20 protein-coding genes and 1 pseudogene are annotated in these 22269 nt (G+C 58.0%); 14 read left to right on the forward strand and 7 right to left on the reverse strand.

Features of this window, described 5'->3' with window-relative positions; translation table 11 throughout:
• Positions 1-825, reverse strand: an 825-nt coding sequence (locus tag ACIOYV_RS18995) for an ArsR/SmtB family transcription factor (protein WP_401325977.1), incomplete at its 3' end; no start/stop codon positions are given.
• A gap of 273 nt (positions 826-1098) precedes the next feature.
• Between ACIOYV_RS18995 and tkt the strand changes: the two genes are divergently transcribed.
• The 9 genes and pseudogenes from tkt (at position 1099) to ACIOYV_RS19040 (ending at position 9855) form a co-directional block, all read left to right on the forward strand.
• Positions 1099-3096, forward strand: a complete 1998-nt coding sequence (gene tkt, locus ACIOYV_RS19000) for a transketolase (RefSeq protein WP_054044254.1) — start codon at positions 1099-1101, stop codon at positions 3094-3096.
• Between the two features lie 185 nt (positions 3097-3281).
• Complete coding sequence (gene epd, locus ACIOYV_RS19005; protein ID WP_163911052.1) at positions 3282-4346, forward strand: erythrose-4-phosphate dehydrogenase; 1065 nt, start codon at positions 3282-3284, stop codon at positions 4344-4346.
• A gap of 17 nt (positions 4347-4363) precedes the next feature.
• Positions 4364-5527: a phosphoglycerate kinase gene (locus ACIOYV_RS19010; protein ID WP_401325984.1), complete on the forward strand. Its 1164-nt coding sequence runs from the start codon at positions 4364-4366 to the stop codon at positions 5525-5527.
• A 34-nt stretch (positions 5528-5561) separates the two neighbouring features.
• Entirely contained in the window at positions 5562-5786 is a 225-nt protein-coding gene (locus tag ACIOYV_RS19015; protein ID WP_054044251.1) for a hypothetical protein, read from the forward strand.
• A 56-nt stretch (positions 5787-5842) separates the two neighbouring features.
• The gene (locus ACIOYV_RS19020) at positions 5843-6175 is read left to right on the forward strand and encodes an MliC family protein (protein WP_054616893.1); all 333 of its coding nucleotides are present in this window, start codon (positions 5843-5845) and stop codon (positions 6173-6175) included.
• 251 nt (positions 6176-6426) lie between these two features.
• Positions 6427-7490, forward strand: a pseudogene (fba, locus tag ACIOYV_RS19025) (class II fructose-bisphosphate aldolase).
• A gap of 163 nt (positions 7491-7653) precedes the next feature.
• Positions 7654-7905: a helix-turn-helix transcriptional regulator gene (locus ACIOYV_RS19030; protein ID WP_401325987.1), complete on the forward strand. Its 252-nt coding sequence runs from the start codon at positions 7654-7656 to the stop codon at positions 7903-7905.
• On the forward strand, positions 7898-9163 hold the full coding sequence (locus ACIOYV_RS19035; RefSeq protein ID WP_401325990.1) for a type II toxin-antitoxin system HipA family toxin: 1266 nt from the start codon (positions 7898-7900) through the stop codon (positions 9161-9163). Before ACIOYV_RS19030 ends, ACIOYV_RS19035 begins: the two co-directional genes overlap by 8 nt.
• A gap of 188 nt (positions 9164-9351) precedes the next feature.
• Entirely contained in the window at positions 9352-9855 is a 504-nt protein-coding gene (locus ACIOYV_RS19040) for a hypothetical protein (protein WP_401325993.1), read from the forward strand.
• A 222-nt stretch (positions 9856-10077) separates the two neighbouring features.
• Here the strand turns inward: ACIOYV_RS19040 and ACIOYV_RS19045 are convergent, their stop codons facing one another.
• On the reverse strand, positions 10078-10362 hold the full coding sequence (locus tag ACIOYV_RS19045) for a fructose-bisphosphate aldolase (RefSeq protein WP_401325995.1): 285 nt from the start codon (positions 10360-10362) through the stop codon (positions 10078-10080).
• Between the two features lie 401 nt (positions 10363-10763).
• Here ACIOYV_RS19045 and ACIOYV_RS19050 point away from each other — a divergent pair, with 401 nt between their 5' ends.
• Positions 10764-11219: a hypothetical protein gene (locus ACIOYV_RS19050; protein ID WP_401325998.1), complete on the forward strand. Its 456-nt coding sequence runs from the start codon at positions 10764-10766 to the stop codon at positions 11217-11219.
• A gap of 94 nt (positions 11220-11313) precedes the next feature.
• Here the strand turns inward: ACIOYV_RS19050 and ACIOYV_RS19055 are convergent, their stop codons facing one another.
• Positions 11314-11982 carry a polysaccharide lyase family 7 protein gene (locus ACIOYV_RS19055; RefSeq protein WP_163911064.1) on the reverse strand — a complete coding sequence of 223 codons (669 nt, stop codon included), beginning with the start codon at positions 11980-11982 and terminating at the stop codon, positions 11314-11316.
• 322 nt (positions 11983-12304) lie between these two features.
• Here ACIOYV_RS19055 and ACIOYV_RS19060 point away from each other — a divergent pair, with 322 nt between their 5' ends.
• Genes ACIOYV_RS19060 through ACIOYV_RS19070 form a run of 3 tightly spaced genes read left to right on the forward strand, consistent with a single transcriptional unit; the run spans position 12305 to position 15272 of the window.
• A complete protein-coding gene (locus ACIOYV_RS19060; protein ID WP_401326001.1) occupies positions 12305-14428 on the forward strand; it encodes a putative bifunctional diguanylate cyclase/phosphodiesterase in 2124 nt (707 codons plus the stop codon).
• 45 nt (positions 14429-14473) lie between these two features.
• Positions 14474-14965, forward strand: a complete 492-nt coding sequence (locus ACIOYV_RS19065) for a M48 family metallopeptidase (RefSeq protein ID WP_163914776.1) — start codon at positions 14474-14476, stop codon at positions 14963-14965.
• Positions 14966-14975: 10 nt separating this feature from the next.
• Positions 14976-15272 (forward strand): helix-turn-helix domain-containing protein, encoded by a 297-nt coding sequence (locus tag ACIOYV_RS19070; RefSeq protein WP_163911071.1) that lies wholly within the window; start codon positions 14976-14978, stop codon positions 15270-15272.
• Positions 15273-15396: 124 nt separating this feature from the next.
• Here the strand turns inward: ACIOYV_RS19070 and ACIOYV_RS19075 are convergent, their stop codons facing one another.
• Positions 15397-15849 (reverse strand): GNAT family N-acetyltransferase, encoded by a 453-nt coding sequence (locus ACIOYV_RS19075; RefSeq protein WP_401326004.1) that lies wholly within the window; start codon positions 15847-15849, stop codon positions 15397-15399.
• Between the two features lie 257 nt (positions 15850-16106).
• Between ACIOYV_RS19075 and ACIOYV_RS19080 the strand changes: the two genes are divergently transcribed.
• Complete coding sequence (locus tag ACIOYV_RS19080) at positions 16107-16844, forward strand: substrate-binding periplasmic protein (protein WP_401326006.1); 738 nt, start codon at positions 16107-16109, stop codon at positions 16842-16844.
• A gap of 144 nt (positions 16845-16988) precedes the next feature.
• On the opposite strand, the gene yccS is transcribed toward ACIOYV_RS19080, so the two are convergent.
• The 3 genes from yccS to dbpA all read right to left on the reverse strand — a co-directional run bounded on the left by yccS (position 16989) and on the right by dbpA (position 22160).
• On the reverse strand, positions 16989-19172 hold the full coding sequence (yccS, locus tag ACIOYV_RS19085; RefSeq protein ID WP_054616890.1) for a YccS family putative transporter: 2184 nt from the start codon (positions 19170-19172) through the stop codon (positions 16989-16991).
• A 293-nt stretch (positions 19173-19465) separates the two neighbouring features.
• Complete coding sequence (locus tag ACIOYV_RS19090; RefSeq protein ID WP_401326009.1) at positions 19466-20644, reverse strand: NAD(P)/FAD-dependent oxidoreductase; 1179 nt, start codon at positions 20642-20644, stop codon at positions 19466-19468.
• A 130-nt stretch (positions 20645-20774) separates the two neighbouring features.
• Positions 20775-22160 carry an ATP-dependent RNA helicase DbpA gene (dbpA, locus tag ACIOYV_RS19095; RefSeq protein WP_054044240.1) on the reverse strand — a complete coding sequence of 462 codons (1386 nt, stop codon included), beginning with the start codon at positions 22158-22160 and terminating at the stop codon, positions 20775-20777.
• Between the last annotated feature and the right edge of the window lie 109 nt (positions 22161-22269).

Consider the following 22269-nt stretch of genomic DNA (forward strand, 5'->3'; position numbering starts at 1 on the left):
ACCGGACGACTTGAGCCGCTTGACTGATGAATGCCCTGAAGAGTCGCAGCCCCAGGCCCTCGACTGGCAGCAAGTGCGCGCGCTGGAAGCCGGCGCGGCAAAATGGTGCAGCACCATGTTCAGCACAACGCAATCGGCGGTTAGGCTCACACCGTTCAGTGCATCGGCCAATTGCAGGCTGACATTAGTCAACGTTTCACGTTCGCAGACCTGGCGCGCCAGTTCGAGCATCGCCGGGCTGTTGTCCAGCGCCGTGACCTGGGTGAAGCGGCGCGCCAGTTCCGGCAGAAAACCACCGTCGCCGGGGCCGACTTCAATCGCCGTGGCGCCCACACTGAAACTCAGCTTGTCGAGCAGCGCCACCACGCTTTCGCGGTACTGCGGCAGGCCGGCGATCAAGTCTTGCTGGGCGCGAAATTTCTCCGCTACCCGTGAGAAAAAGTCCTGGCTGGCCGCTGCCCGTTGCCCATGGACCTGACCGATCCGCGACTGCACATCCGCAGGCAGGGTCAGGTTATCCACTTCTTCGAGCAAGGCCGCGTGCAGCTTGCCGCCCAGCAGGTCGGTGTGGGGCAGGGCGCGACGGTAGAAAATCGCGTTGCCTTCACGGCGGGTCGCCACCAGGTCGGCCTGGGCCAGGACCTTGAGGTGATGACTCATGCCCGACTGGCCGATGCCGAAGATCTGCGCCAGTTCCAGCACGCCGAACGAATCGTTGGCCAGCGCGCGCAATACATTCAGCCGCAGAGGATCACCGCCGGCCTTGCACAGGGCCGCCAGCTCATCGCAATCGTCATGTTGAATGGAAGGCACGCGTAAATTCATAAGGCCAGCAGTCTAGTGATGGTCAGAAAACCCCGCAAGAGCAATATCAAAAAGTTTTGATATTGCTCGATAGATGGCACTTCTCGACGTTAGGTTCAGTCAACAAACGAACTGCGGAAAGGTTTCATCAGTCGAAACCTCCGTTATCCATTGGAAAAACGTCTCCAGATGCTTATCTGTCATTGCCCCGAGGCGGGTCGGTGAGGGAAAATGCTCGCCTTTTTTCCGATTCGTTTTATTCACTCTCGATACAGAACCCGTAGGAGAACAGCGATGCCAAGCCGTCGTGAGCGTGCCAACGCCATTCGTGCCCTCAGCATGGATGCCGTGCAAAAGGCCAACAGCGGCCATCCCGGTGCCCCCATGGGTATGGCGGATATCGCCGAAGTACTGTGGCGTGACTACCTGAAGCACAACCCGAGCAATCCATCGTTCGCCGACCGTGACCGCTTCGTGCTGTCCAACGGCCACGGCTCGATGCTGATCTACTCGCTGCTGCACCTGACCGGCTACGACCTGTCGATCGAAGACCTGAAAAACTTCCGCCAGCTGCACAGCCGCACCCCGGGTCACCCGGAATTCGGCTACACCCCGGGCGTTGAAACCACCACCGGTCCACTGGGCCAAGGCCTGGCCAACGCCGTCGGTTTTGCCCTGGCAGAAAAAGTCCTGGCGGCGCAGTTCAACCGTCCTGGCCACAACATCGTTGACCACCACACCTACGTGTTCCTGGGTGATGGCTGCATGATGGAAGGCATTTCCCACGAAGTCGGCTCCCTGGCCGGCACCTTGGGCCTGGGCAAACTGATCGCCTTCTACGATGACAACGGCATCTCCATCGATGGCGAAGTTGAAGGCTGGTTCACTGACGACACGCCGAAGCGTTTCGAAGCCTACAACTGGCAAGTGATCCGCAACGTCGACGGTCACGACCCGGAAGAAATCAAGACCGCGATCGAGACTGCACGCAAAAGCGAGCTGCCGACGCTGATCTGCTGCAAGACCACCATCGGTTTCGGTTCGCCGAACAAGCAAGGCAAGGAAGATTGCCACGGCGCCCCGTTGGGTGACGCGGAAATCGCCCTGACCCGCAAGGCGCTGAACTGGAATCACGGCCCGTTTGAAATCCCGGCCGACATCTATGCCGAGTGGGATGCCAAGGAAAAAGGACGCGCTGCTGAAGCCGAGTGGGATCAGCGTTTCGCTGCTTACTCCGCGGCGTTCCCGACCGAAGCCAACGAACTGGTGCGTCGCCTGAGCGGTGAATTGCCAGCCGACTTCGCGGAAAAAGCCTCGGCTTATATTGCTGAAGTTGCGGCCAAGGGCGAAACCATCGCCAGCCGTAAAGCCAGCCAGAACGCATTGAATGCCTACGGCCCGCTGTTGCCTGAACTGCTGGGCGGCTCCGCTGACCTGGCCGGTTCCAACCTGACCCTGTGGAAAGGTTGCAAAGGTGTCTCGGCTGAAGACGCCAGCGGCAACTACATGTACTACGGCGTTCGCGAGTTCGGCATGAGCGCGATCATGAACGGCGTGTCCCTGCACGGCGGCCTGGTGCCTTACGGCGCGACTTTCCTGATGTTCATGGAATACGCGCGCAACGCAGTACGCATGGCGTCGCTGATGAAGAAACGCGTGGTGTTCGTCTACACCCACGACTCTATCGGTCTGGGCGAAGACGGCCCGACGCACCAGCCGGTCGAGCAACTGACCAGCCTGCGCAGTACGCCGAACCTCAACACCTGGCGTCCAGCCGATGCGGTTGAATCGGCGGTGTGCTGGAAACTGGCGATCGAGCGTAAGGACGGCCCTTCGGCGCTGATCTTCTCGCGTCAGAACCTGCAACATCAGGAACGTGATGCCGGCCAGATCGCCGACATCGCCCGTGGCGGTTATGTGTTGAAGGATTGCGCTGGCGAGCCTGAGCTGATCCTGATCTCCACCGGTTCGGAAGTTGGCCTGGCGGTTCAGGCTTACGACAAGCTGACCGAGCAAGGTCGCAAGGTTCGCGTCGTTTCGATGCCGTGCACCAGCGTGTTCGACGCGCAAGACGCAGGCTACAAGCAAGACGTCCTGCCACTGCAAGTCGGCGCGCGTATCGCGATCGAAGCTGCTCACGCGGACTACTGGTACAAATACGTGGGCCTGGAAGGCCGCGTGATCGGCATGACCACCTACGGCGAGTCGGCGCCTGCGCCAGCCTTGTTCGAAGAGTTCGGCTTCACCCTGGAAAACATCCTGGGTCAGGCTGAAGAGCTGCTGGAAGACTGATCCAGAAGTTGCGTTATCGGGGCTGACGTCTTCGCGGGCAAGCCTCGCTCCTACAAGGGATTGCGTTGTTTTGGAGGATTGGGATTACCCCGATTCCCCAAACAACCGAAGACCTGTAGGAGCGAGGCTTGCCCGCGAAGGCGGCAGACCTGGCGACTACATTCCCAAGCTGCATCGAGAACCCCATGCCTCAACCGCGTCCCTACAAAGTTGCACTCAACGGCTACGGCCGGATTGGTCGTTGCGTCTTGCGTGCGTTGTTTGAACGAGGCGAGAAGGCCGGGTTTGAAATTGTCGCGATCAACGATCTGGCGGACATGGCCAGCATCGAATACCTGACACGCTTCGACTCCACTCACGGGCGTTTTCCCGGCGAAGTGCGGGTTGAGGACGATTGTCTGCATATTAATGGCGACTGCGTGAAGGTCCTGCGCAGTGCCACCCCTGAAGGCATCGATTGGGCGTCCCTGGGCGTCGATCTGGTGCTTGAATGCTCCGGCGCTTATCACACTCGTGCAGATGGCCAGCGCTTTCTCGATGCTGGCGCGCCGCGTGTGCTGTTTTCCCAGCCGATGGCCAGCGAGGCGGATGTCGACGCCACCATCGTCTACGGCGTGAACCAGGATTGCCTGACCGGCGACGAGCTGCTGGTGTCCAACGCATCCTGCACCACCAACTGCGGCGTGCCGCTGTTGCGCCTGCTGGATCAGGCCATTGGTCTGGAATACGTGTCGATCACCACCATCCACTCGGCGATGAACGATCAGCCGGTGATCGACGCCTATCACCACGAAGACCTGCGCCGCACCCGTTCGGCGTTCCAGTCGGTGATCCCGGTGTCCACTGGTCTGGCGCGCGGCATCGAACGCCTGCTGCCGGAACTTGCCGGGCGAATTCAGGCCAAAGCCGTACGGGTGCCAACGGTGAACGTGTCGTGCCTCGACATTACGATGCAAACCGTCAGCGACACCGACGCCACCGAGGTCAACCGGATCCTGCGCGAGGCCGCCACCAGCGGTCCGCTCAAAGGCCTGCTGGCCTACACTGAATTGCCTCACGCCAGTTGTGATTTCAACCACGACCCACATTCGGCCATCGTCGATGCCAGTCAGACCCGCGTTTCCGGCCCACGGCTGGTGAACATCCTGGCCTGGTTCGACAACGAATGGGGGTTTGCCAACCGAATGCTGGACGTTGCAGAGCACTACCTGCAAATAGCCGCTCCACTTTCTGTCTCTAAAAAACAGTAACTCAGGAATTGCGACCCATGACCGTGTTGAAGATGACCGACCTCGATCTGCAAGGTAAGCGCGTACTGATCCGCGAAGACCTCAACGTCCCAGTCAAGGACGGTGTTGTCACCAGCGATGCGCGTATCCTGGCTTCGCTGCCGACCATCAAGCTGGCCCTGGAAAAAGGCGCGGCCGTGATGGTCTGCTCGCACCTTGGCCGTCCGACCGAAGGCGAGTTCTCGGCCGAGAACAGCCTCAAGCCAGTCGCTGACTACCTGAGCAAGGCCCTGGGCCGTGAAGTGCCGCTGGTAGCCGATTACCTGAGCGGCGTCGACGTCAAGGCCGGCGACATCGTGCTGTTCGAAAACGTACGCTTCAACAAAGGCGAGAAAAAGAACGCTGACGAACTGGCCCAGCAATACGCTGCCCTGTGCGACGTATTCGTGATGGACGCCTTCGGCACCGCTCACCGTGCCGAGGGTTCGACCCACGGCGTGGCCAAGTTCGCCAAAGTCGCTGCCGCTGGTCCGTTGCTGGCCGCTGAACTGGACGCACTGGGCAAAGCCCTCGGCGCTCCGGCCCAGCCAATGGCTGCGATCGTTGCCGGCTCCAAGGTGTCGACCAAACTCGACGTGCTCAACAGCCTGAGCCAGATCTGCAACCAGTTGATCGTTGGTGGCGGTATCGCCAACACGTTCCTGGCCGCTGCCGGTCACCCGGTCGGCAAGTCGCTGTACGAACCGGACCTGCTGGACACCGCCCGCGCCATCGCTGCCAAAGTCAGCGTGCCGCTGCCAGTCGACGTAGTGGTTGCCAAGGAATTCGCTGAAAGCGCTACCGCTACCGTCAAACTGATCGCCGACGTGGCCGACGATGACATGATCCTGGACATCGGCCCACAGACTGCGGCGAATTTCGCCGAGCTGCTGAAGTCGTCCAAGACCATTCTGTGGAACGGCCCGGTGGGCGTGTTCGAATTCGACCAGTTCGGCAACGGCACCAAAGTGCTGGCCCAGGCTATCGCTGAAAGCTCGGCGTTCTCGATTGCTGGCGGTGGCGACACCCTGGCGGCCATCGATAAATATGGCGTTGCAGACCAGATCTCCTACATTTCCACCGGTGGTGGCGCATTCCTTGAGTTCGTCGAAGGCAAGGTGCTGCCGGCCGTTGAGGTCCTGGAAAGCCGGGCCAAGGCCTGAGGCGACCCATTTGACCAGGCAAAGGAGTGTTCACATGGTCAGGACGATAGCGCTGTTGATCGTCGCGGCTTCGCTGGCGGCTTGCGGGAGTAACCCGAAAGCCAAACCGGAACCCGCGCCGTCTGCGCCGGCGGATAAAGGCTGTTACCAGGCCGACTGGCAGGCCGAAACCAACCCGGTGCTCAACAAGCGTTCCGGGCCGGATGGCCTGGACAAATACGAGACACAGACCCCGGCCAAGGAACATGGCTGCCCTTGACGGGTCTGACTCTTTACTCAAGGCCGGCAGCGTGCGCCGTCGGTCGAGGAACACGGATGAAAGGTTTTATCGCCGTCATGGCGCTGGCACTGCTGGCAGGTTGTTCGAATTTCAACCTGTTCGACTCGTCGGCACCGGCGGACAACTGGACCACCTGGACCTGCGACAGCCAGGCGAAAGTGCTCTGGCGCTACACCGACGACAGCCGCAAGGAAGTCGACGTGCGCCTCGGCGGGGCCGATCAGGTCTACCGCTTGAAGCTTGAACCGGGCGCCGAAGGTTCGCTGTACAGCAACGACATGCTGGCGTTTCACGTAAAAGGTGAGGAAGGCCTGGTGTACTGGGTCGCCACCAATGATTTGATTGGCCGCGGTTGTAAAGCGCAGTAATCGAAGGCTTGCGCCTAACCCGTAGGAGCGAAGCTTGCTCGCGAAGAGGCCAGCACATGCAACACATGTGTTGGCGGTTAAACCGCTTTCGCGAGCAAGCTTCGCTCCTACAGGGAATCGAGAGTTCTCAAGATTTTTGTAATACCGAATGAGCGGACCGGACCAACCCCCGATCTGCAATAACTTGAATAGCCGCCGCCGCTACGGCAGGCTGGCACGATTAACGACCCAAACCGGGAGAGACACACACAATGGCACTTATCAGCATGCGCCAGATGTTGGACCACGCAGCCGAATTCGGCTACGGCGTTCAGCCTTCAACGTCAACAACCTTGAGCAGATGCGCGCCATCATGGAAGCCGCTGACAAGACTGACTCCCCGGTGATCGTCCAGGCTTCGGCCGGTGCTCGCAAATACGCAGGCGCCCCGTTCCTGCGTCACCTGATCCTCGCGGCAATCGAAGAATTCCCGCACATCCCGGTGTGCATGCACCAGGACCACGGCACCAGCCCTGACGTCTGCCAGCGCTCCATCCAACTGGGTTTCAGCTCGGTAATGATGGACGGCTCCCTGGGCGAAGACGGCAAGACCCCGACCGACTACGACTACAACATCCGCGTTACCCAACAAACCGTGGCCATGGCTCACGCCTGCGGCGTTTCGGTAGAAGGCGAGCTGGGCTGCCTGGGTTCGCTGGAAACCGGCATGGCCGGTGAAGAAGACGGCATCGGCGCCGAAGGCGTTCTGGATCACAGCCAAATGCTGACCGACCCGGAAGAAGCCGCTGACTTCGTCAAACGCACCCAAGTTGATGCCCTGGCCATCGCCATCGGCACCAGCCACGGCGCGTACAAGTTCACCAAGCCACCTACCGGCGACGTGCTTGCAATCGACCGCATCAAAGAAATCCACAAACGCATCCCGAACACCCACCTGGTGATGCACGGTTCGTCTTCGGTGCCACAAGACTGGCTGGCGATCATCAACCAGTACGGCGGCGACATCAAAGAAACCTACGGCGTACCGGTTGAAGAAATCGTCGAAGGCATCAAGCACGGCGTGCGCAAGGTCAACATCGACACCGACCTGCGCCTGGCATCCACCGGCGCGATGCGTCGCCTGATGGCCACCAACCCGAGCGAATTCGACCCGCGTAAATTCTTCGGCGCCACCGTGACCGCCATGCGTGACGTGTGTATCGCTCGCTACGAAGCATTCGGTACTGCTGGCAATGCGTCGAAGATCAAACCGATCTCGTTGGAAGCGATGTATCAGCGTTACCTGAAAGGTGAGTTGAACGCCAAGGTTAACTAAGCCTGAGCGTTACACAGCACTGATGAAAAACCCGCCGAGAGGCGGGTTTTTTTGTGGGCGTCATTTGCATCATCAGGCCGGGGCGACATAAGGTGCTTGAAATGTCACCTATAGTGAACATAATCAGGTTTGAAGCTTTATAAGTACCATATAGGTGACATTTATGCTGCTGCACAATCCATCAGTGTTCGCCGAGCGTGTCCGCGAACTGCGGCGTGCCAAAGGCTATAGCCAACTGCAACTGGCGCACAGGGCAAAATGCAGCCGCAAAACCGTCATCGATCTGGAGGCTGGTGAGAACGTATCGCTGTACACGGTATTCAGGGTTCTTTCCGCGCTGGGCATGGCGCTTGAAATTGTCGATAACCGCATCGACCTCAAGTCCCTCGCCGAACTGGTAGAACACGATGAGTAGAGTGAGACAGCTCAACGTCATCACACCACAAGGTCTTTCCGGAGAGCTCTCCAAAGGTTCGCAGTTTTCGTTTGCGTATGACGCTGCGGATGCGCCAAAGGAAGTTTCGCTGGTCATGCCCTATGACCCGACACCTGCGGTCAGCAACGTCCTGCACCCGATATTCGATATGAATGTGCCGGAGGGTTTTCTGGCTGATCAGATCAAGCGTCGGATGGCCAAGCACATGCAGGTGGATGAAATGCGCCTGTTGTCGGTGATTGGTGGCAATCAGATTGGACGGCTTACGTATCAGAATCCGGTCGAGGCTTCCGTTTCCGTGCGTGCTCAAGTCGGTTTGCAAGAAATCCTGTCGGCCGATACTTCGCAAGGAGTCTTCGATTTCCTGGTGGATACTTACTTTGAGTCAGGTATCTCCGGCGTACAACCCAAGGTGCTGGTGCCCGACCTGGACAAGCTGACCGGCAGCCGAAAAACCATGCTCAGTTCCGATCTGATTGTGAAGTCAGGCGCTGACGAATATGCCCACTTGGCTCAGAACGAGTTTCTGTGCCTTGAAGCGGCTCGCCTTGCAGGATTGGAAACGCCACCCTTCTGGCTTTCTGAAAGCGGCGATCTGTTTGTCATGGAGCGGTTTGACCTGAGTGAGTCCGGTCGACTCGGCTTTGAAGACATGGCCGTGCTTCTGGGGCTCAACAAGGATCCCCATGACAACTATAAGTACTCTCAGAGTTACGAGACGCTGGCGGCTGTGATTGGCCAGGTTTGTGTGCATGGCGACCCGTTGCGAGAGCTTGAACGATTTTTTTCATCGGTCTGTCTTTCGGTCATGGTTCGCAATGGTGATGCTCACCTGAAGAATTTCGGCGTGATCTACACGCATCCAGATGCGCGCGAAACTGTGCAGTTGGCGCCCGTTTTCGATGTCACAACTACGACGGTGTATGACAACTACAATCCGAAATCCGGGCGTTCACTGGTTGATCGAACGCTGGCCATCAAAATGAACAAAGTCAAAACCTACCCTGATCGCCAGCAGTTAATCGAGTTTGGTCGCAAGCACTGCGCGGTAGATAAGCCGTCGCTGATTATTGAGCGAATTGCCGAGGCAATGACTGAGGCACTGGCTGTTAATCAGGGGCGTGTTGATGGCGAGTTGTTATCGGCAATGCAGGTGGAATGGGATGCTGGAAGAGTGGTGGCGCTGCATGACTCGGTTAAATCTGGTCTTAAGCGAAAACCTGTTTTGAAAAAATAAGTGATTACGGGTTAAGCCTGCATCACGGCTGGATGGCTTGCGATCATCAACCAGTACGGCGATATCAAAGAAACCGATACTACAGGTCCGGTGGTGATCGCCTTTAGTATGGAAAATAAGAAAATTACTTATTTCTGGGTAATTGAATAATTGCTTCGTTTGATTTGTTTTTTGTTGCTAGATACCGATTGTTAATTGCAAAAAGATATAAATACCTGTCAGATATTACAGGTGTGCTGGCGCTGGCAGAAGCCTATTCTTTGAATTCACTCACTTGCTGGACGAAAAGAATGGAAACTAAAAATAGCGTTAGTGGCAATGTTTCTGGTGAGCTGGACGTCATATTCAAACATCCAGACTATGGTGATCACGCGTTGAAGTTTGCGGGGCAGGGCCTCTTTTCTAGTGGGGACGGCTTCTTTCATATTACTCCAAAGTATAGGGAGATAGACGGGCACCGTTATTATATGGGAATTAAGTTTAGAACCGACCTTGAGGTTGGAAAGACCTACACGCTAGACCGAAATGATGAGCCCGTTGCAGCGCATTTGGAGATTGATAATATTGAAGGTGATAAATATGCCAGTGGTACGTTTCGTTTGTCAAAGGGTGGGAATTATCCCGAGGGGGAATTCAAACTTTTTGAGGAAGGGGTCTTTTCAGTAGAGGGAACATTTATATCGTTAGGGTAGGTCTGAGTAGTTGATGCTGGTCTGACGTCACAAAGGAAAAGTGAACAGATTTATTTAATAGGTCCCCTCTTCACAACTATCGTAATGGTCTATTTCGTTGGCCGTCCCGTGCTATTTCTGTTATTCGAAATTCACGCTTTCAAAACAGTCGGGATTAAAAAAGCGCGATAATAAAAACCCGCCGTCGTGCGGGTTTTTATTGGATAAAGATTAGTGCGATGGTTAAGGCGTATCAAATCCACGCTTCTCAATCACCCTGAATACGTCACTGACATCCCGGAGCAGGATCAAGGCGATGTTGGTGACGGTGTTGATGTCATTTTCGGCGTAGTCCGGCAGGCTGGTGCAGGCCATGAGGTTGAGGTATTTGAGGACGGCGTTGAGGCGTTCGCTGACGCAGTTGTGCAATTCGCGGATCGGGGCGTCGCTGTCGATGAGCAGGACGGGGTAGTCGGTGGCGAATTGGGACATGGGGGTGAAGCGGCGCGGCGGTTGCTGATCTGTCATGGGAAATCCTTAACTCAAGAAAAAATTCACCACCGTTTGCTGCGAAACAAATTGGGAGACAGCTGTGCGCGGGTTCGCAGACCGAGGAGTTAAGACCCGGCAGACTCGAAGGTCTCCCACGCACAGCCGCCATATAAAAGCCGAGCATAGGCATACCTCGCCTAAGTGGTTTTCGGAGCGGAAGATCAAAAGATCGCAGCCTTTGGCAACGCTTACGCGTCTGTGGTCGCTGCCGGCTTTGCGATATATATCAACGAATTTTTATCGCGAGAATGTATTAAGAACTGTCAATTATTACAGGTGTTTTTTTGAAAAATATTACATATGTTTATAGCCTGATGCATGAAGTCGCTGAGCGGGTTTAATAAAATTATCCTCTTTTAATTGTTCAGGAATTGATGATGAAATCCCATAAGATGATTTTGACTACGGCGGGTATTTTCGAGCAGAAGTTATTGGACGGTAGTGTGACGGGGGAGTTGCATAAAGAAGGCCCTGCAGGCAAACCGCATTATAGCTCTACGCACATTAGCGGGCTTTACGATCATAAGCCGGGGGAGCCTTTTCGGCTCTATGTATCCTCCGAAAACAGGGAGAAAAGCGACGTTGAGGCAATAGATTTTGATTTTAAAGAATTTCTTTCAATCGGTAGGCATGAAATATCGGATACGACAAAAATAGGAATAGTAGTAGCGCTTCGTACGGGCGGTTTATGGCTAGCAAAGTCTGGTTTTGTTTTTCTTGAAAGTATCACTCCTTCAGACTATCGCGGTCGTTTTGAAGTTTTTCAAGAACACAATCAAAAAGGTGATTCAGTTAAAGATGGACGCTTTATATTTATCTTCGGGGATTCCTGAAATCGTAAAAAGCAGGATTGATTTATTTGGTCATTGAGTGGATTTAATCGATCAGCATTCCCACGCGGAGCGTGGGAACGATCAAACAAACGATTTATTTATCGTGATCAATATCCAGCTTGCTGAACGTCACTTTCCCGCCTTCGCTGGTGTACCCGGTGTGGTCCTGCACATACACACCTGCCTTGAAATACAGCGGTTTGTCGCGCCACGTCGCGCTGATGTTCGAGTCCCACTGATAACCCGCGGCACTGATGCCTAATGCACCGCCGGGGCTCAGGTGAAGGAGGTAGGAAAACTCCTGATCCAGCTTCACGCCTGTCGCGATGGTAATCACCCGGCCTTCGCCGTCATCGGGGTGCATGCGCACTTTGGCGACGATGTTGCCCGTCTGGGTGCCGGTCTTGAATTGGTACTCAAGCTTGATCAGGGGTTTCTGGCTTTCATAGGCGTGGATCTGGCCGATGACGATCTTGCCCGAGCTCGGCACCTGATTGACCGCCAGGGTCGCGCGCAGGGAATTGTCGGCGTCCGGGTAGAGCCAGTTGCGCAGGGTACCGTTGCTGTAGGTTTCGCGAAGTTCGGTGCGGGGGTATTTGGCGTTTGCGGTTTTGGAGCCAGTGACCGGGGACCAGAAGAACAGGGTGCCGGTGTCAGAGTGGAAGTATTGGTCCTTGAAACCGTTCACCAGTTTGGCTGTATCAACGGTGTACGGCGGATTGCCGACAGGAACGCTTAGGTTCCATGTTGCGAGATCGATCATAGACAAAGCTTCCACTAATTCATGCTGCACGCCCGTGCCAGAAGCTCTAACACGGGCCTTGGAGGGCAGTCTTTATAAGCGTAGCGGGCGTCTTTGTTAATGCCCGCCTGGCAGATGATTGACGTCAACATCCTGTCAAAAAGCCATCTTCCCCGGTTTTCGGGGGCTGTAGAGCCGACCGTTAGTCGGCTTATGGACGCTTTGGTTAAATGATGGCGTGATGACACCTACTGCTTTTGCGGATCCGGGTCTAGAGTGAAGGCGTAGAATTTGTCCGGTTTTCACGAGAAACCGGCCTGTCGCCCCGAACAAGAGAAGCAGCATGGAATGCGCGCAACCCACGCCAGGTGAAGGCAACTCTGTCCTTTTAGTCGTTGATGATTACCCTGAAAACCTGATCAGCATGCGCGCCTTGTTACAGCGCCAGGACTGGCAGGTCATGACCGCCGCCTCGGGCTTCGAGGCCCTCAGTTTGCTCCTGGAACACGAAATCGACCTGGTGCTGCTGGATGTGCAGATGCCCGGCATGGACGGCTTCGAAGTCGCGCGGTTGATGCGCGGCAGTCAACGCACCCGCCTGACCCCAATCATATTCCTCACCGCCAACGAACAGTCCCAGGACGCCGTGATCAAGGGCTACGCCAGTGGCGCGGTGGATTACCTGTTCAAACCCTTCGATCCGCAGATTCTCAAGCCCAAAGTCCAGGCGTTGCTTGAGCATCAACGCAATCGTCGGGCCTTGCAGCGCCTGAGCCACGATCTGGAGGTTGCCAGGGCTTTCAATGCCTCGGTACTCGACAACGCTGCCGAAGGCATCCTGGTGGTGGGGGAGGACGGCCTGATCCGTTTCGCCAACCCGGCGATGTCGCGGCTGCTCAATGCCACAGTCAAGGATTTGCAGGGCAAGGAGTTTCTGGATTTCCTGCAAAAACCACACATTCCGGTCTGGGCCGATTCCGATCTGTATAACGGCTACAAGCGCGGCGAGACCTCGCGTCTGCACGATGCGCTGTTGCGCACAGCGCCGGGCCAGCAAGTGCCGGTGGCGTTGTCCTGTGCGCCATTGCCGTCCGAGCAGCACGCGATGGTGGTGACGGTGCTGGACATGTCGGTGGTGCGCCATCTGCATCAGCAACTGGAGTTCCAGGCAGTCACAGATCCGCTGACCGGGCTGCTCAACCGGCGCGGTTTTCACCAGACCGTGGAAAACCTGCTGCTGCGCGGCGAACGTACCGACAGCTCCTGGGTGCTGATGTATCTCGATCTGGATGGCTTCAAACGGGTCAATGATTCCCTTGGTCACGATGCCGGCGACCGGGTGCTGCGCTGGGTCTCCGAGCAGTTGAAGGCTTGCTTGCGGCCCTTCGACATTCTGGCGCGGATGGGCGGCGACGAATTCACGGCGCTGCTGGACCTGGAATTCCCCGAGCAGGCGGCGAAGATTGCCGAGAAACTGATTGAGCGGGTGTCGATCTGTCAGCAGATCGAAGGCCTGGACATTGCCCTCGGCGCCAGCATCGGCATTGCCACTTACCCGGATTGCGGCTCCAACCTTGACGGTTTACTGCGCGCGTCCGACATCGCGATGTACGAAGCCAAGCGCGCCGGGCGTCAGCAATATCGCTTTTACGATCACGAAATGAACGGTCGGGCGCGCTCGCGGCTGATGCTCGAAGAGAGCGTGCGCACGGCCATCGAGAACCGCGATTTCAATCTGGTCTATCAACCACAAGTCGCAATCGATGGAGGACAGATTCGCGGTTTCGAAGCGTTGCTGCGCTGGCAGCACCCGAGTGTCGGCGATGTGCCGCCGGGGCTGTTTTTACCGTTGCTGGAGGAGGCTCGGTTGATCAGTCGCCTGGGCAGCTGGATTTACCATCGCAGCGCCAAGCAGCGTAAAGCCTGGGAAACCCTGTTTGCAGAGGATCTGGTGCTGGGAGTGAGTCTGAGCAGCACCCAGTTCGGCATGCCCAATCTGGTCACCGAGTTACGCCAGGTGCTGGAGCGCCATGAATTGAAGCCGAGCCAGATCGAAGTCGAGGTCACCGAAGAAGCGCTGATGATTAACCCCGAGGAAACCCGCAAGCAGCTGCGCTTGCTGCACAACCTGGGAGTGAGGGTGGCGCTGGATGACTTCGGCTCCGGCTCGTGTTCGCTGGCGCATCTGCGGGATCTGGAGCTGGATACCCTGAAACTCGATCGGCATCTGATCGCGCGGCTGCCCGAGTCGTCGCGGGACGCGGCGTTGGTGCGCACGGTGATCGATCTGTGCAAGCAATACGGTTTGCTGGTGATTGCCGAAGGGGTGGAAACGCCGGCGCAGTATGAGTGGCTGCAGGCCAACGGCTGCGAGTATGTGCAGGGCTTCCTGGTCGCTCGGCCGATGATGGCTGAGGATGCCGGCGCCTTTGTGCAGCCCTTCGACTGGAGCGCGCTACCCCGCTGAATTCGCTACACTGGCGACCTTTTCATGCTGCATGTTGCCCGCCCAATGACCGCGTTGAAATACCTCCAGGCCTATCCCGCTGCATTGCAGGACCAGGTGCGCCAGCTGATCGCCGACGGTCGGCTGGGCGATTACCTGAGCCAGCGTTACCCGCAAAAACACGACGTGCAAAGCGACAAGGCGTTGTACACCTACGCCTTGGACCTGAAGCAGGAATACCTGCGCAACGCCCCGTCCATCGACAAAGTGTTGTTCGACAACCGCCTGGACCTGACCCATCGCGCCCTCGGCCTGCACACCACGATTTCCCGGGTGCAGGGCGGCAAGCTCAAGGCCAAGAAAGAAATCCGCGTGGCCTCGCTGTTCAAGGAAGCGCCGTCGGAATTTCTGAAAATGATCGTGGTGCATGAGTTGGCGCACTTCAAAGAGTCGGATCACAACAAGGCGTTCTACAAGCTGTGCGAACACATGTTGCCGGGGTATCACCAGGTGGAGTTTGATCTGCGGGTATATCTGACTTGGCGGGATATGCAATAAGGAGCGTTTGATGGACGTCAGCAAGACCAAAAGCAGCTTCTACCGCCGGTTGTACGTGGCGTACCTGATCGACAGCGGGCTGGCCAGCAGCGTCCCGACCCTGACCGACGTCACCGGAATGCCCCGGCGCACGGCCCAAGACACCATCGCGGCGTTGGCGGATCTGGATATCGTGTGTGAATTCGAGCAGGAAGACGGCGCGCGTAACCATGCCGGGCACTATCGGATTCGGGATTGGGGCGCGATTGACCGAGGGTGGATCGAGCGCAATTTGCGGCAGATAAAAGCGGTGCTTGAGTACCCTTGAAGTTTGTGGCGCCTGTACTGGCGCCTTCGCGGGCAAGCCTCGCTCCTACAGGATTTGGGTTGTCCGCATCATTTGTGGACACCGCGAATAATTGTAGGAGCGAGGCTTGCCCGCGAAGAGGCCCTCAAGAACGCCGCATTCCGATATGCGGAATGCCATCCTCGACATACTCTTCACCCGCCACCACAAACCCGTATCGCCCGTAATACCCCTGCAAATGCGCCTGGGCCGACAGGTAAATCGGCATGTCAGGCCAGCGTTTCTCAGCCTGTTTCAACGCCTGTTCCATCATTGCATGCCCCAATCCCTGGCCACGACCTTCAGGCGCGGTCACCACCCGGCCGATCACCACGTCGCCGCCCTGCAGTTCCGGGTCGAGCAAACGCAGGTACGCGACCAGACGCTCGCCATCCCAGCCCATCAAATGGCTGGTGTCACCTTCCAGATCCTGGCCATCGATATCCTGGTAGACACATTGCTGCTCGACGACAAACACCTCGGCGCGCAGTTTTAAAATGGCATACAGCTGCTCTTTGCCCAGATCGCTGTGATGCTTGCAGACCCAATCGATTGTCATCTTCACATTCCTTGACCAACGTCCTCCCGATACTAAGCGTCCCGGCGAAAGATGTCTCGATGGCTGATAAATCTGTGACATAGGCCAAAATGCCATCATTCATTTCGCGCGGCGTTGTCTTCTTTGTGTAATCTGCAATCAAGCGCTGTGCAGTGGCTTCAATGAGCTAAGGTTTAGTACCGGCAGGCCGGTACTCGAGTCTTGGAGTTTTGGCTGAAAAACACGCCGGGCAGCCCGCCCGCTAAGGATTTTCTAGCATGCCGCGATTGCATCGAGCGTTTGCTTTGATTGGATTGCTGTTGCTGACACAGAACGCGGCGGCGGAAAAGCTGCGTCTGGTGGCCGATGCCTGGCCGCCCTTTACCGACGCCACGCTGGTCAACGGTGGCTTGGCCACCGACATTGTCAGCACCGCGCTGGCCCGGGCCGGCTATGCCAGCGATTTCGAACAGGTGCCTTGGGCGCGCGCCTTGCTCGGCGTTGGCGAGGGCCGCTACGACGTGCTGGTCAACGCCTGGTACAACGACGAGCGCACCAAGCTCGGGCAATTCTCCAGCGAATACCTGCTCAACCGCGTGCGCTTCATCAAGCGCAAAGACGCTCCCATCGAATACAACAATTTGCAGCAACTGCACACCTACCCGATCGCTGTGGTGCGCGGTTACGCCTACTCGCCGGAATTCGATGAGGATGCGGCGCTACAGAAAATCCCGGTGCATAACTTCGCCATGGCCGTACGCATGCTGGCGGCTGATCGGGTCCAACTGACCCTGGAAGATGAGTACGTCGCTCGTTACTACCTGGCCCGGGAATCGGCCAAGGTGCGCAATTCAGTCGAATTCCTGCCCAAGCCGCTGAGTGAAAACAGCCTGCACATTCTGGTGAGCCTGAAGAACCCGCAGCATGAGCAGATTGTGGCGGGGTTTGATCGGGAGATTGCGGCGATGAAGGCGGATGGGAGTTATGAGCGGTTGATGAAGCAGCATGGGATGTGAGGTTTTGCTGATCCGGATTTAGCGGTGGGGCGGATGGCCTCTTCGCGGGCAAGCCTCGCTCCTACAGGTTTTGTGTTGTAGCGAAAATCGCCCCTGTAGGAGCGAGGCTTGCCCGCGAAGGCTTCAACCCGGTCACCACAAGGCTCAATCCTCGCTCGTATCCTTGATCAAATGCGCCGCCAACGTCCGCAACGGCCCCAACTGTCGGCAGATCAACGCCAATTGCGTCTGCACCAGTCGCTGCCCTTCATCGATCTCATCCGGCATTTGCTCCAGCTCATTGGCCAGCGCCTCTTCCGCATCGCTCTGAATCGCAATCGGCAGTTTGCTCGCCAAACCCTGGGCGATCTCATCGATGCTCGCCGCCAGGCTCACCCCGGCACCGTCGATCAAATGCTCGCGCACATCCTGCGGCAACTGCGTTTCACGGTGCGCGCCGAGGCCTGACAAGTAGCTCAGCAACGTGTGGGACAACACCAGGAAACGGAAACCGACATCCGCTTCTTTCCGGAAATGCCCCGGCTCCATCAGCATGTTCGCCAGCGTGGTCGACAGCGCCGCATCGGCGTTGTGCGCGTTGCGTCGGGCCAGGCGATAAGCCAAATCATCGCTTTTGCCGGCGGCGTATTGCTGCATGATCTGGCGCAGGTAAATGCTGTTGCAGGTCAGGGTATTGGCCAGCACTTTGTTCAGGCGACGGCCCTGCCAGTCCGGCAGGAAGAGGAATACCGCCAGTCCGGCGATCAGGCTGCCAAGCAAGGTATCGAACAGGCGTGGCAGGAACAGCCCGTAACCGTCGCCGACCTGGTTGAAGCAGAACAACACCATCAAGGTAATTGCCGCTGTCGCCAGGGTGTAGCGCGTGGTGCGGTTGATAAAGAACACCACCCCGGCGGCAATGGCGAAACCCGACTGGACCAACGGGTTCGGGAACAGGTCGAACAGCGCCCAGGCCAGGGTCAGGCCAATGGCGGTGCCGATGATCCGCTGCCCGAGTTTGCGCCGGGTTGCGCCGTAGTTAGGTTGGCAGACAAACAGCGTGGTGAGGATGATCCAGTAACCCTGGGACGGGTGGATCATATGCACCATGCCGTAGCCGATGCTCAACGCCAGGGGCAACCGCAGGGCGTGGCGGAACAGCAGCGAGGTCGGCGTCAGTTGCGTGCGCAAGCGCAGCCACACATCCTTGAGGTTGCGTGGCGAACGGTCGAGCAGGCTGCTGTCGGTGGCGTCGGCGAGGGCGTCGGGGTTGCTCGCGTCGCTGAGCAAACGGTCGAGGGTGCCAAGGTTGGCCGCCAGTGCACGCAAGGAACGCAGCAGTCCGCGCCAGGCCGGGTTGCTCTGGATGCGCAGGTGTTCGAGGGAAGCGTGCAGGTCGCCCAGGGCTTCGGCGAAGCTGGCGTCATAGACGAAGGGTTGGCGCATCTGGATCGATTCGGCCAGGGCCCGACAGGCTTTGCCTTGCTGGCGCAGCAGGCGCTGGCAGCGGAACATTACGTCGCTGTGGAAGAACGCGTCGGCCAGGGCGTTGTAAGGGTAGTGCGAGGAACTGGCGCGCTCGTGGATGTCCTGGGCGAGGAAGTACAGCTTGAGGTAACGGCTGACTTTCGAACCGGGCCGGCCATTGCCGACCCGGTGCAGAATGATTTCCTTGGCGACGTTCAGCGCCGCCACCACCCGGCCGTTTTGCTGGGCCAATTCCAGGCGTCGCGCTTCCACGTCCATCTGCCGGATCGGTTCGAACAGCGACGATTTGAGCTTCAGGTACAAACCCAGTTCACGGAACAACCGCGCCAGGCTCTGCTGCACCGGCTGGTTGGAAAACATCGCTTGCCACAGCACCGAGAGCAATCCGTACCAGGCTGCACCGGCCACCAGCAGCACCGGTTCGTGCCAGAAATCGGTCACTGCGCCGCCGCGCTGGTCCACGCCGATCATGGTGTAGACCGACAGGATCAGCGTCGCCGAGGCAATCGCGCCATAGCGTTCGCCGAGGGCGCCGAGCATGGTCAGGCCGAAGGCGGCCAACGCCAGGGCGACGATAAAGATGATGGGGTAGGGGAAGAGCAATTCGACCGAGAACGCGGCAACGCTGAAACACACCAGCGTCACGGCCAGCGCGTTGAGGCGGCCCTGCCAACTGTCGTCGGTCTCGGCCAGGGCGCTGGCGATAATGCCCAGGAACAACGGGATCAACAGCCCCATTTCATCCTGATACCAACAAACGGCCATGCTGCCGGTCAGGGCGATGAACACCCGCACGCTGTAGCTGAATTTATCCAGCGCCCAGAGGCGACGCAGAGACTGACTAAAAGGGGTCGATGACATGAAGTGCGAGGGCCTTCCGAGGCGATGACGCTAAATTGAGCCAGTAATGACGCCGACGCAATGGCGCCGATCACATCTGACAGCAAAATCTGTTCCGTGATGGTTCTGTGTTGTCTGTTCGGACGCTTTCGCGGGCAAGCCTCGCTCCTACGGATTTGCATCGTTCCCGACATTGCGCATGACACAAACCTGTAGGAGCGAGGCTTGCCCGCGAAGAGGCCGGTACATTCAACATTGATGTTGTCTGACAGCATTCGCGAGCAGGCTCGCTCCCACAGTTGTTTTGCGTTTCGTCAGGCGTATTGCGCAGCCGCGTAACCCGAGGCCCATGCCCACTGGAAGTTGAAGCCGCCCAGATGCCCGGTGACGTCGAGCACTTCGCCGATGAAATACAGGCCAGGGCTTTTCAGGGATTCCATGGTTTTGGACGACACTTCATGGGTGTCGACGCCGCCCAGGGTCACTTCGGCGGTGCGGTAGCCTTCGGTGCCGGCCGGCACGACTTTCCAGCTCGCGAGTTTTTCGGCGATGTCGGCAATTTCCGCGTGGGTGTATTGCTTCATCGGTTTGGACACGAACCAGTTGTCTGCCAGCAGGTTGGCCATCTTCTTGGTGAAGATTTCCCCCAGCAAGGTTTTCAATTCGCTGTTCGGACGTTCGGCTTGCTGCTGTTGCAGCCAGGTCGGCACGTCGTGGTCCGGCATCAGGTTGATTTCCACCGTGTCGCCGGACTCCCAGAACGAAGAAATCTGCAAAATCGCCGGGCCGCTAAGGCCTCGGTGAGTGAACAGGATGTTCTCGCGGAAACTCTGCTCGTTGCAGCTCACCAGGCAATCCACCGACGTGCCGGACAGCTCGGTGCAGAGTTCTTTTAGCTGATCGGTGATGGTGAACGGCACCAGGCCGGCGCGGGTTGGCAACAAATCGTGGCCGAATTGCTTGGCCACTTGGTAACCGAAGCCGGTGGCGCCCAGGGTCGGGATCGACAAACCGCCGGTGGCGATCACCAGCGATTGGCAGGTCAACTGACCGAGTGTGGTGTCCAGCAGGTAACCGCTTTCGAGTTTCTCGATGGTCTGGATCGAAGTGTCCAGGTGCAGGCTGACGCCGACCTGATCGCACTCGTTGAGCAGCATTTCGAGGATGTCGCTGGATTTGTTATCGCAGAACAACTGGCCGAGTTTCTTCTCGTGGTACGGCACACCGTGTTTGGCGACCATGCCGATGAAATCCCACTGGGTGTAGCGCGCCAACGCGGATTTGCAGAAGTGTTCGTTCTGCGAGAGGAAATTGCCCGGTTCGGTGTACATATTGGTGAAATTGCAGCGGCCACCGCCCGACATCAGGATTTTCTTGCCGGCCTTATTGGCGTGGTCGAGCAACATCACCTTGCGCCCGCGCCCGGCGGCGGTCAGCGCACACATCAACCCTGCGGCGCCAGCGCCAATGATCACGACTTCGGTAGAGCGCAAAACGGTGTCCTCACACAGATCTCAAAACTGACCGGGATCCTGTAGGAGCGAGGCTTGCCCGCGAAGCTTTTGGCGGCCTCGCGGACCCCTTCGCGGGCAAGCCTCGCTCCTACAGGGGGCGGTGGTGTTCTTACAGAATACGCACGCGCAACGAACGGCCTTTGATCTTGCCGTCGTTCAGACGCTGCAGCGCCTGCTTGGCAATCCCGCGTTCCACGGCCACATACGCCTGGAAGTCGAAGATCGCGATCTTGCCGACCTGGGCGCCCGGAATACCGGCATCACCGGTCAGTGCACCCAGAATGTCGCCCGGGCGAACCTTGTCTTTACGGCCAGCGCCGATGCACAGGGTGCTCATCACCGGCAGCAGCGGTGCGCCGCCCTGGGAGGTGAGGTTGTCGATTTGATCCCAGCTCAACGGCGACTGTTGCAGCTTCTCGATGGCCTGGGCGCGGTGCGCTTCGGACGGGGCGACGAGGCTGATCGCGATGCCTTTCTCACCGGCGCGACCGGTACGGCCAACACGGTGAATGTGGATTTCCGAGTCACGGGCCAGTTCGACGTTGATCACCATGTCCAGCGCATCGATATCGAGACCGCGCGCGGCGACGTCGGTGGCAACCAGTACCGAAGTACTGCGGTTGGAGAACATCGCCAGCACCTGGTCGCGGTCACGCTGTTCCAGATCGCCGTGCAGGCCGACGGCGGAAATGCCTTTGGAGGTCAGGTGATCAACGGTTTCCTGGACTTGCTGCTTGGTGAAGCAGAACGCCACGGTGGAGGCCGGGCGGAAGTGGCCGAGGACCTTGGTCACGGCGCTCATGCGTTCTTCCGGGGAAATTTCGTAGAAGCGCTGCTCGATCTGCGTGTCGTCGTGGAACGCTTCGGCCTTGACGATCTGCGGGTTGCGCATGAACTTCGCGGCCAGTTGCTTGATGCCCGTCGGGTAAGTGGCGGAGAACAGCAGGGTCTGGCGGCGCTCAGGGGTCTGGGCAATGATTTCTTCAATGGAATCGTAGAAACCCATGTCGAGCATGCGGTCGGCTTCGTCGAGGATCAGCGTGTTCAGGCCATGCAGCACCAGCGAACCTTTGCGCAAATGCTGCTGGATGCGACCCGGGGTGCCGACGATGATGTGCGCGCCGTGCTCCAGCGAGCCGATCTGCGGGCCGAAGGACACACCGCCACACAGGGTCAGGACCTTGATGTTGTCTTCGGCACGGGCCAGGCGACGGATTTCCTTGGCAACCTGATCCGCGAGCTCACGCGTCGGGCAGATGACCAGCGCCTGGCAACCGAAGAAGCGCGGATTGATCGGGTTCAGCAGGCCGATGCCGAAGGCAGCCGTCTTGCCGCTGCCGGTCTTGGCTTGCGCGATCAGGTCCATCCCCTTGAGGATCACCGGCAAGCTTTGCGCCTGGATCGGCGTCATCTGGGCATAACCGAGGGAGTCGAGGTTAGCCAGCATGGCGGCGGACAGCGGCAAAGTATTAAAAGCGGTGGCGATGGTGGTCACGGGACTGGCCTGCAAAACAAAATGTCGCGCAGTGTATCAGTCCTGCGCGTTGCACCTGCAAATTCTGGACGAGAAGCATGTAGCAACTGCCGAGGGTGGCCCCGCAAGA

This window comes from Pseudomonas sp. NPDC087342 (assembly GCF_044744265.1).
GTDB lineage: Bacteria > Pseudomonadota > Gammaproteobacteria > Pseudomonadales > Pseudomonadaceae > Aquipseudomonas > Aquipseudomonas nunensis.

Bases quoted from the DNA above. Each gene is read 5' to 3' on its own strand.
- tkt (WP_054044254.1), top strand. From the start codon at position 1,099: ATGCCAAGCCGTCGTGAGCGTGCCAACGCCATTCGTGCCCTCAGCATG.
- epd (WP_163911052.1), top strand. From the start codon at position 3,282: ATGCCTCAACCGCGTCCCTACAAAGTTGCACTCAACGGCTACGGCCGG.
- ACIOYV_RS19010 (WP_401325984.1), top strand. From the start codon at position 4,364: ATGACCGTGTTGAAGATGACCGACCTCGATCTGCAAGGTAAGCGCGTA.
- ACIOYV_RS19015 (WP_054044251.1), top strand. From the start codon at position 5,562: ATGGTCAGGACGATAGCGCTGTTGATCGTCGCGGCTTCGCTGGCGGCT.
- ACIOYV_RS19020 (WP_054616893.1), top strand. From the start codon at position 5,843: ATGAAAGGTTTTATCGCCGTCATGGCGCTGGCACTGCTGGCAGGTTGT.
- ACIOYV_RS19030 (WP_401325987.1), top strand. From the start codon at position 7,654: ATGCTGCTGCACAATCCATCAGTGTTCGCCGAGCGTGTCCGCGAACTG.
- ACIOYV_RS19035 (WP_401325990.1), top strand. From the start codon at position 7,898: ATGAGTAGAGTGAGACAGCTCAACGTCATCACACCACAAGGTCTTTCC.
- ACIOYV_RS19045 (WP_401325995.1), bottom strand. From the start codon at position 10,362: ATGACAGATCAGCAACCGCCGCGCCGCTTCACCCCCATGTCCCAATTC.
- ACIOYV_RS19050 (WP_401325998.1), top strand. From the start codon at position 10,764: ATGAAATCCCATAAGATGATTTTGACTACGGCGGGTATTTTCGAGCAG.
- ACIOYV_RS19055 (WP_163911064.1), bottom strand. From the start codon at position 11,982: ATGATCGATCTCGCAACATGGAACCTAAGCGTTCCTGTCGGCAATCCG.
- ACIOYV_RS19060 (WP_401326001.1), top strand. From the start codon at position 12,305: ATGGAATGCGCGCAACCCACGCCAGGTGAAGGCAACTCTGTCCTTTTA.
- ACIOYV_RS19065 (WP_163914776.1), top strand. From the start codon at position 14,474: ATGACCGCGTTGAAATACCTCCAGGCCTATCCCGCTGCATTGCAGGAC.
- ACIOYV_RS19070 (WP_163911071.1), top strand. From the start codon at position 14,976: ATGGACGTCAGCAAGACCAAAAGCAGCTTCTACCGCCGGTTGTACGTG.
- ACIOYV_RS19075 (WP_401326004.1), bottom strand. From the start codon at position 15,849: ATGACAATCGATTGGGTCTGCAAGCATCACAGCGATCTGGGCAAAGAG.
- ACIOYV_RS19080 (WP_401326006.1), top strand. From the start codon at position 16,107: ATGCCGCGATTGCATCGAGCGTTTGCTTTGATTGGATTGCTGTTGCTG.
- yccS (WP_054616890.1), bottom strand. From the start codon at position 19,172: ATGTCATCGACCCCTTTTAGTCAGTCTCTGCGTCGCCTCTGGGCGCTG.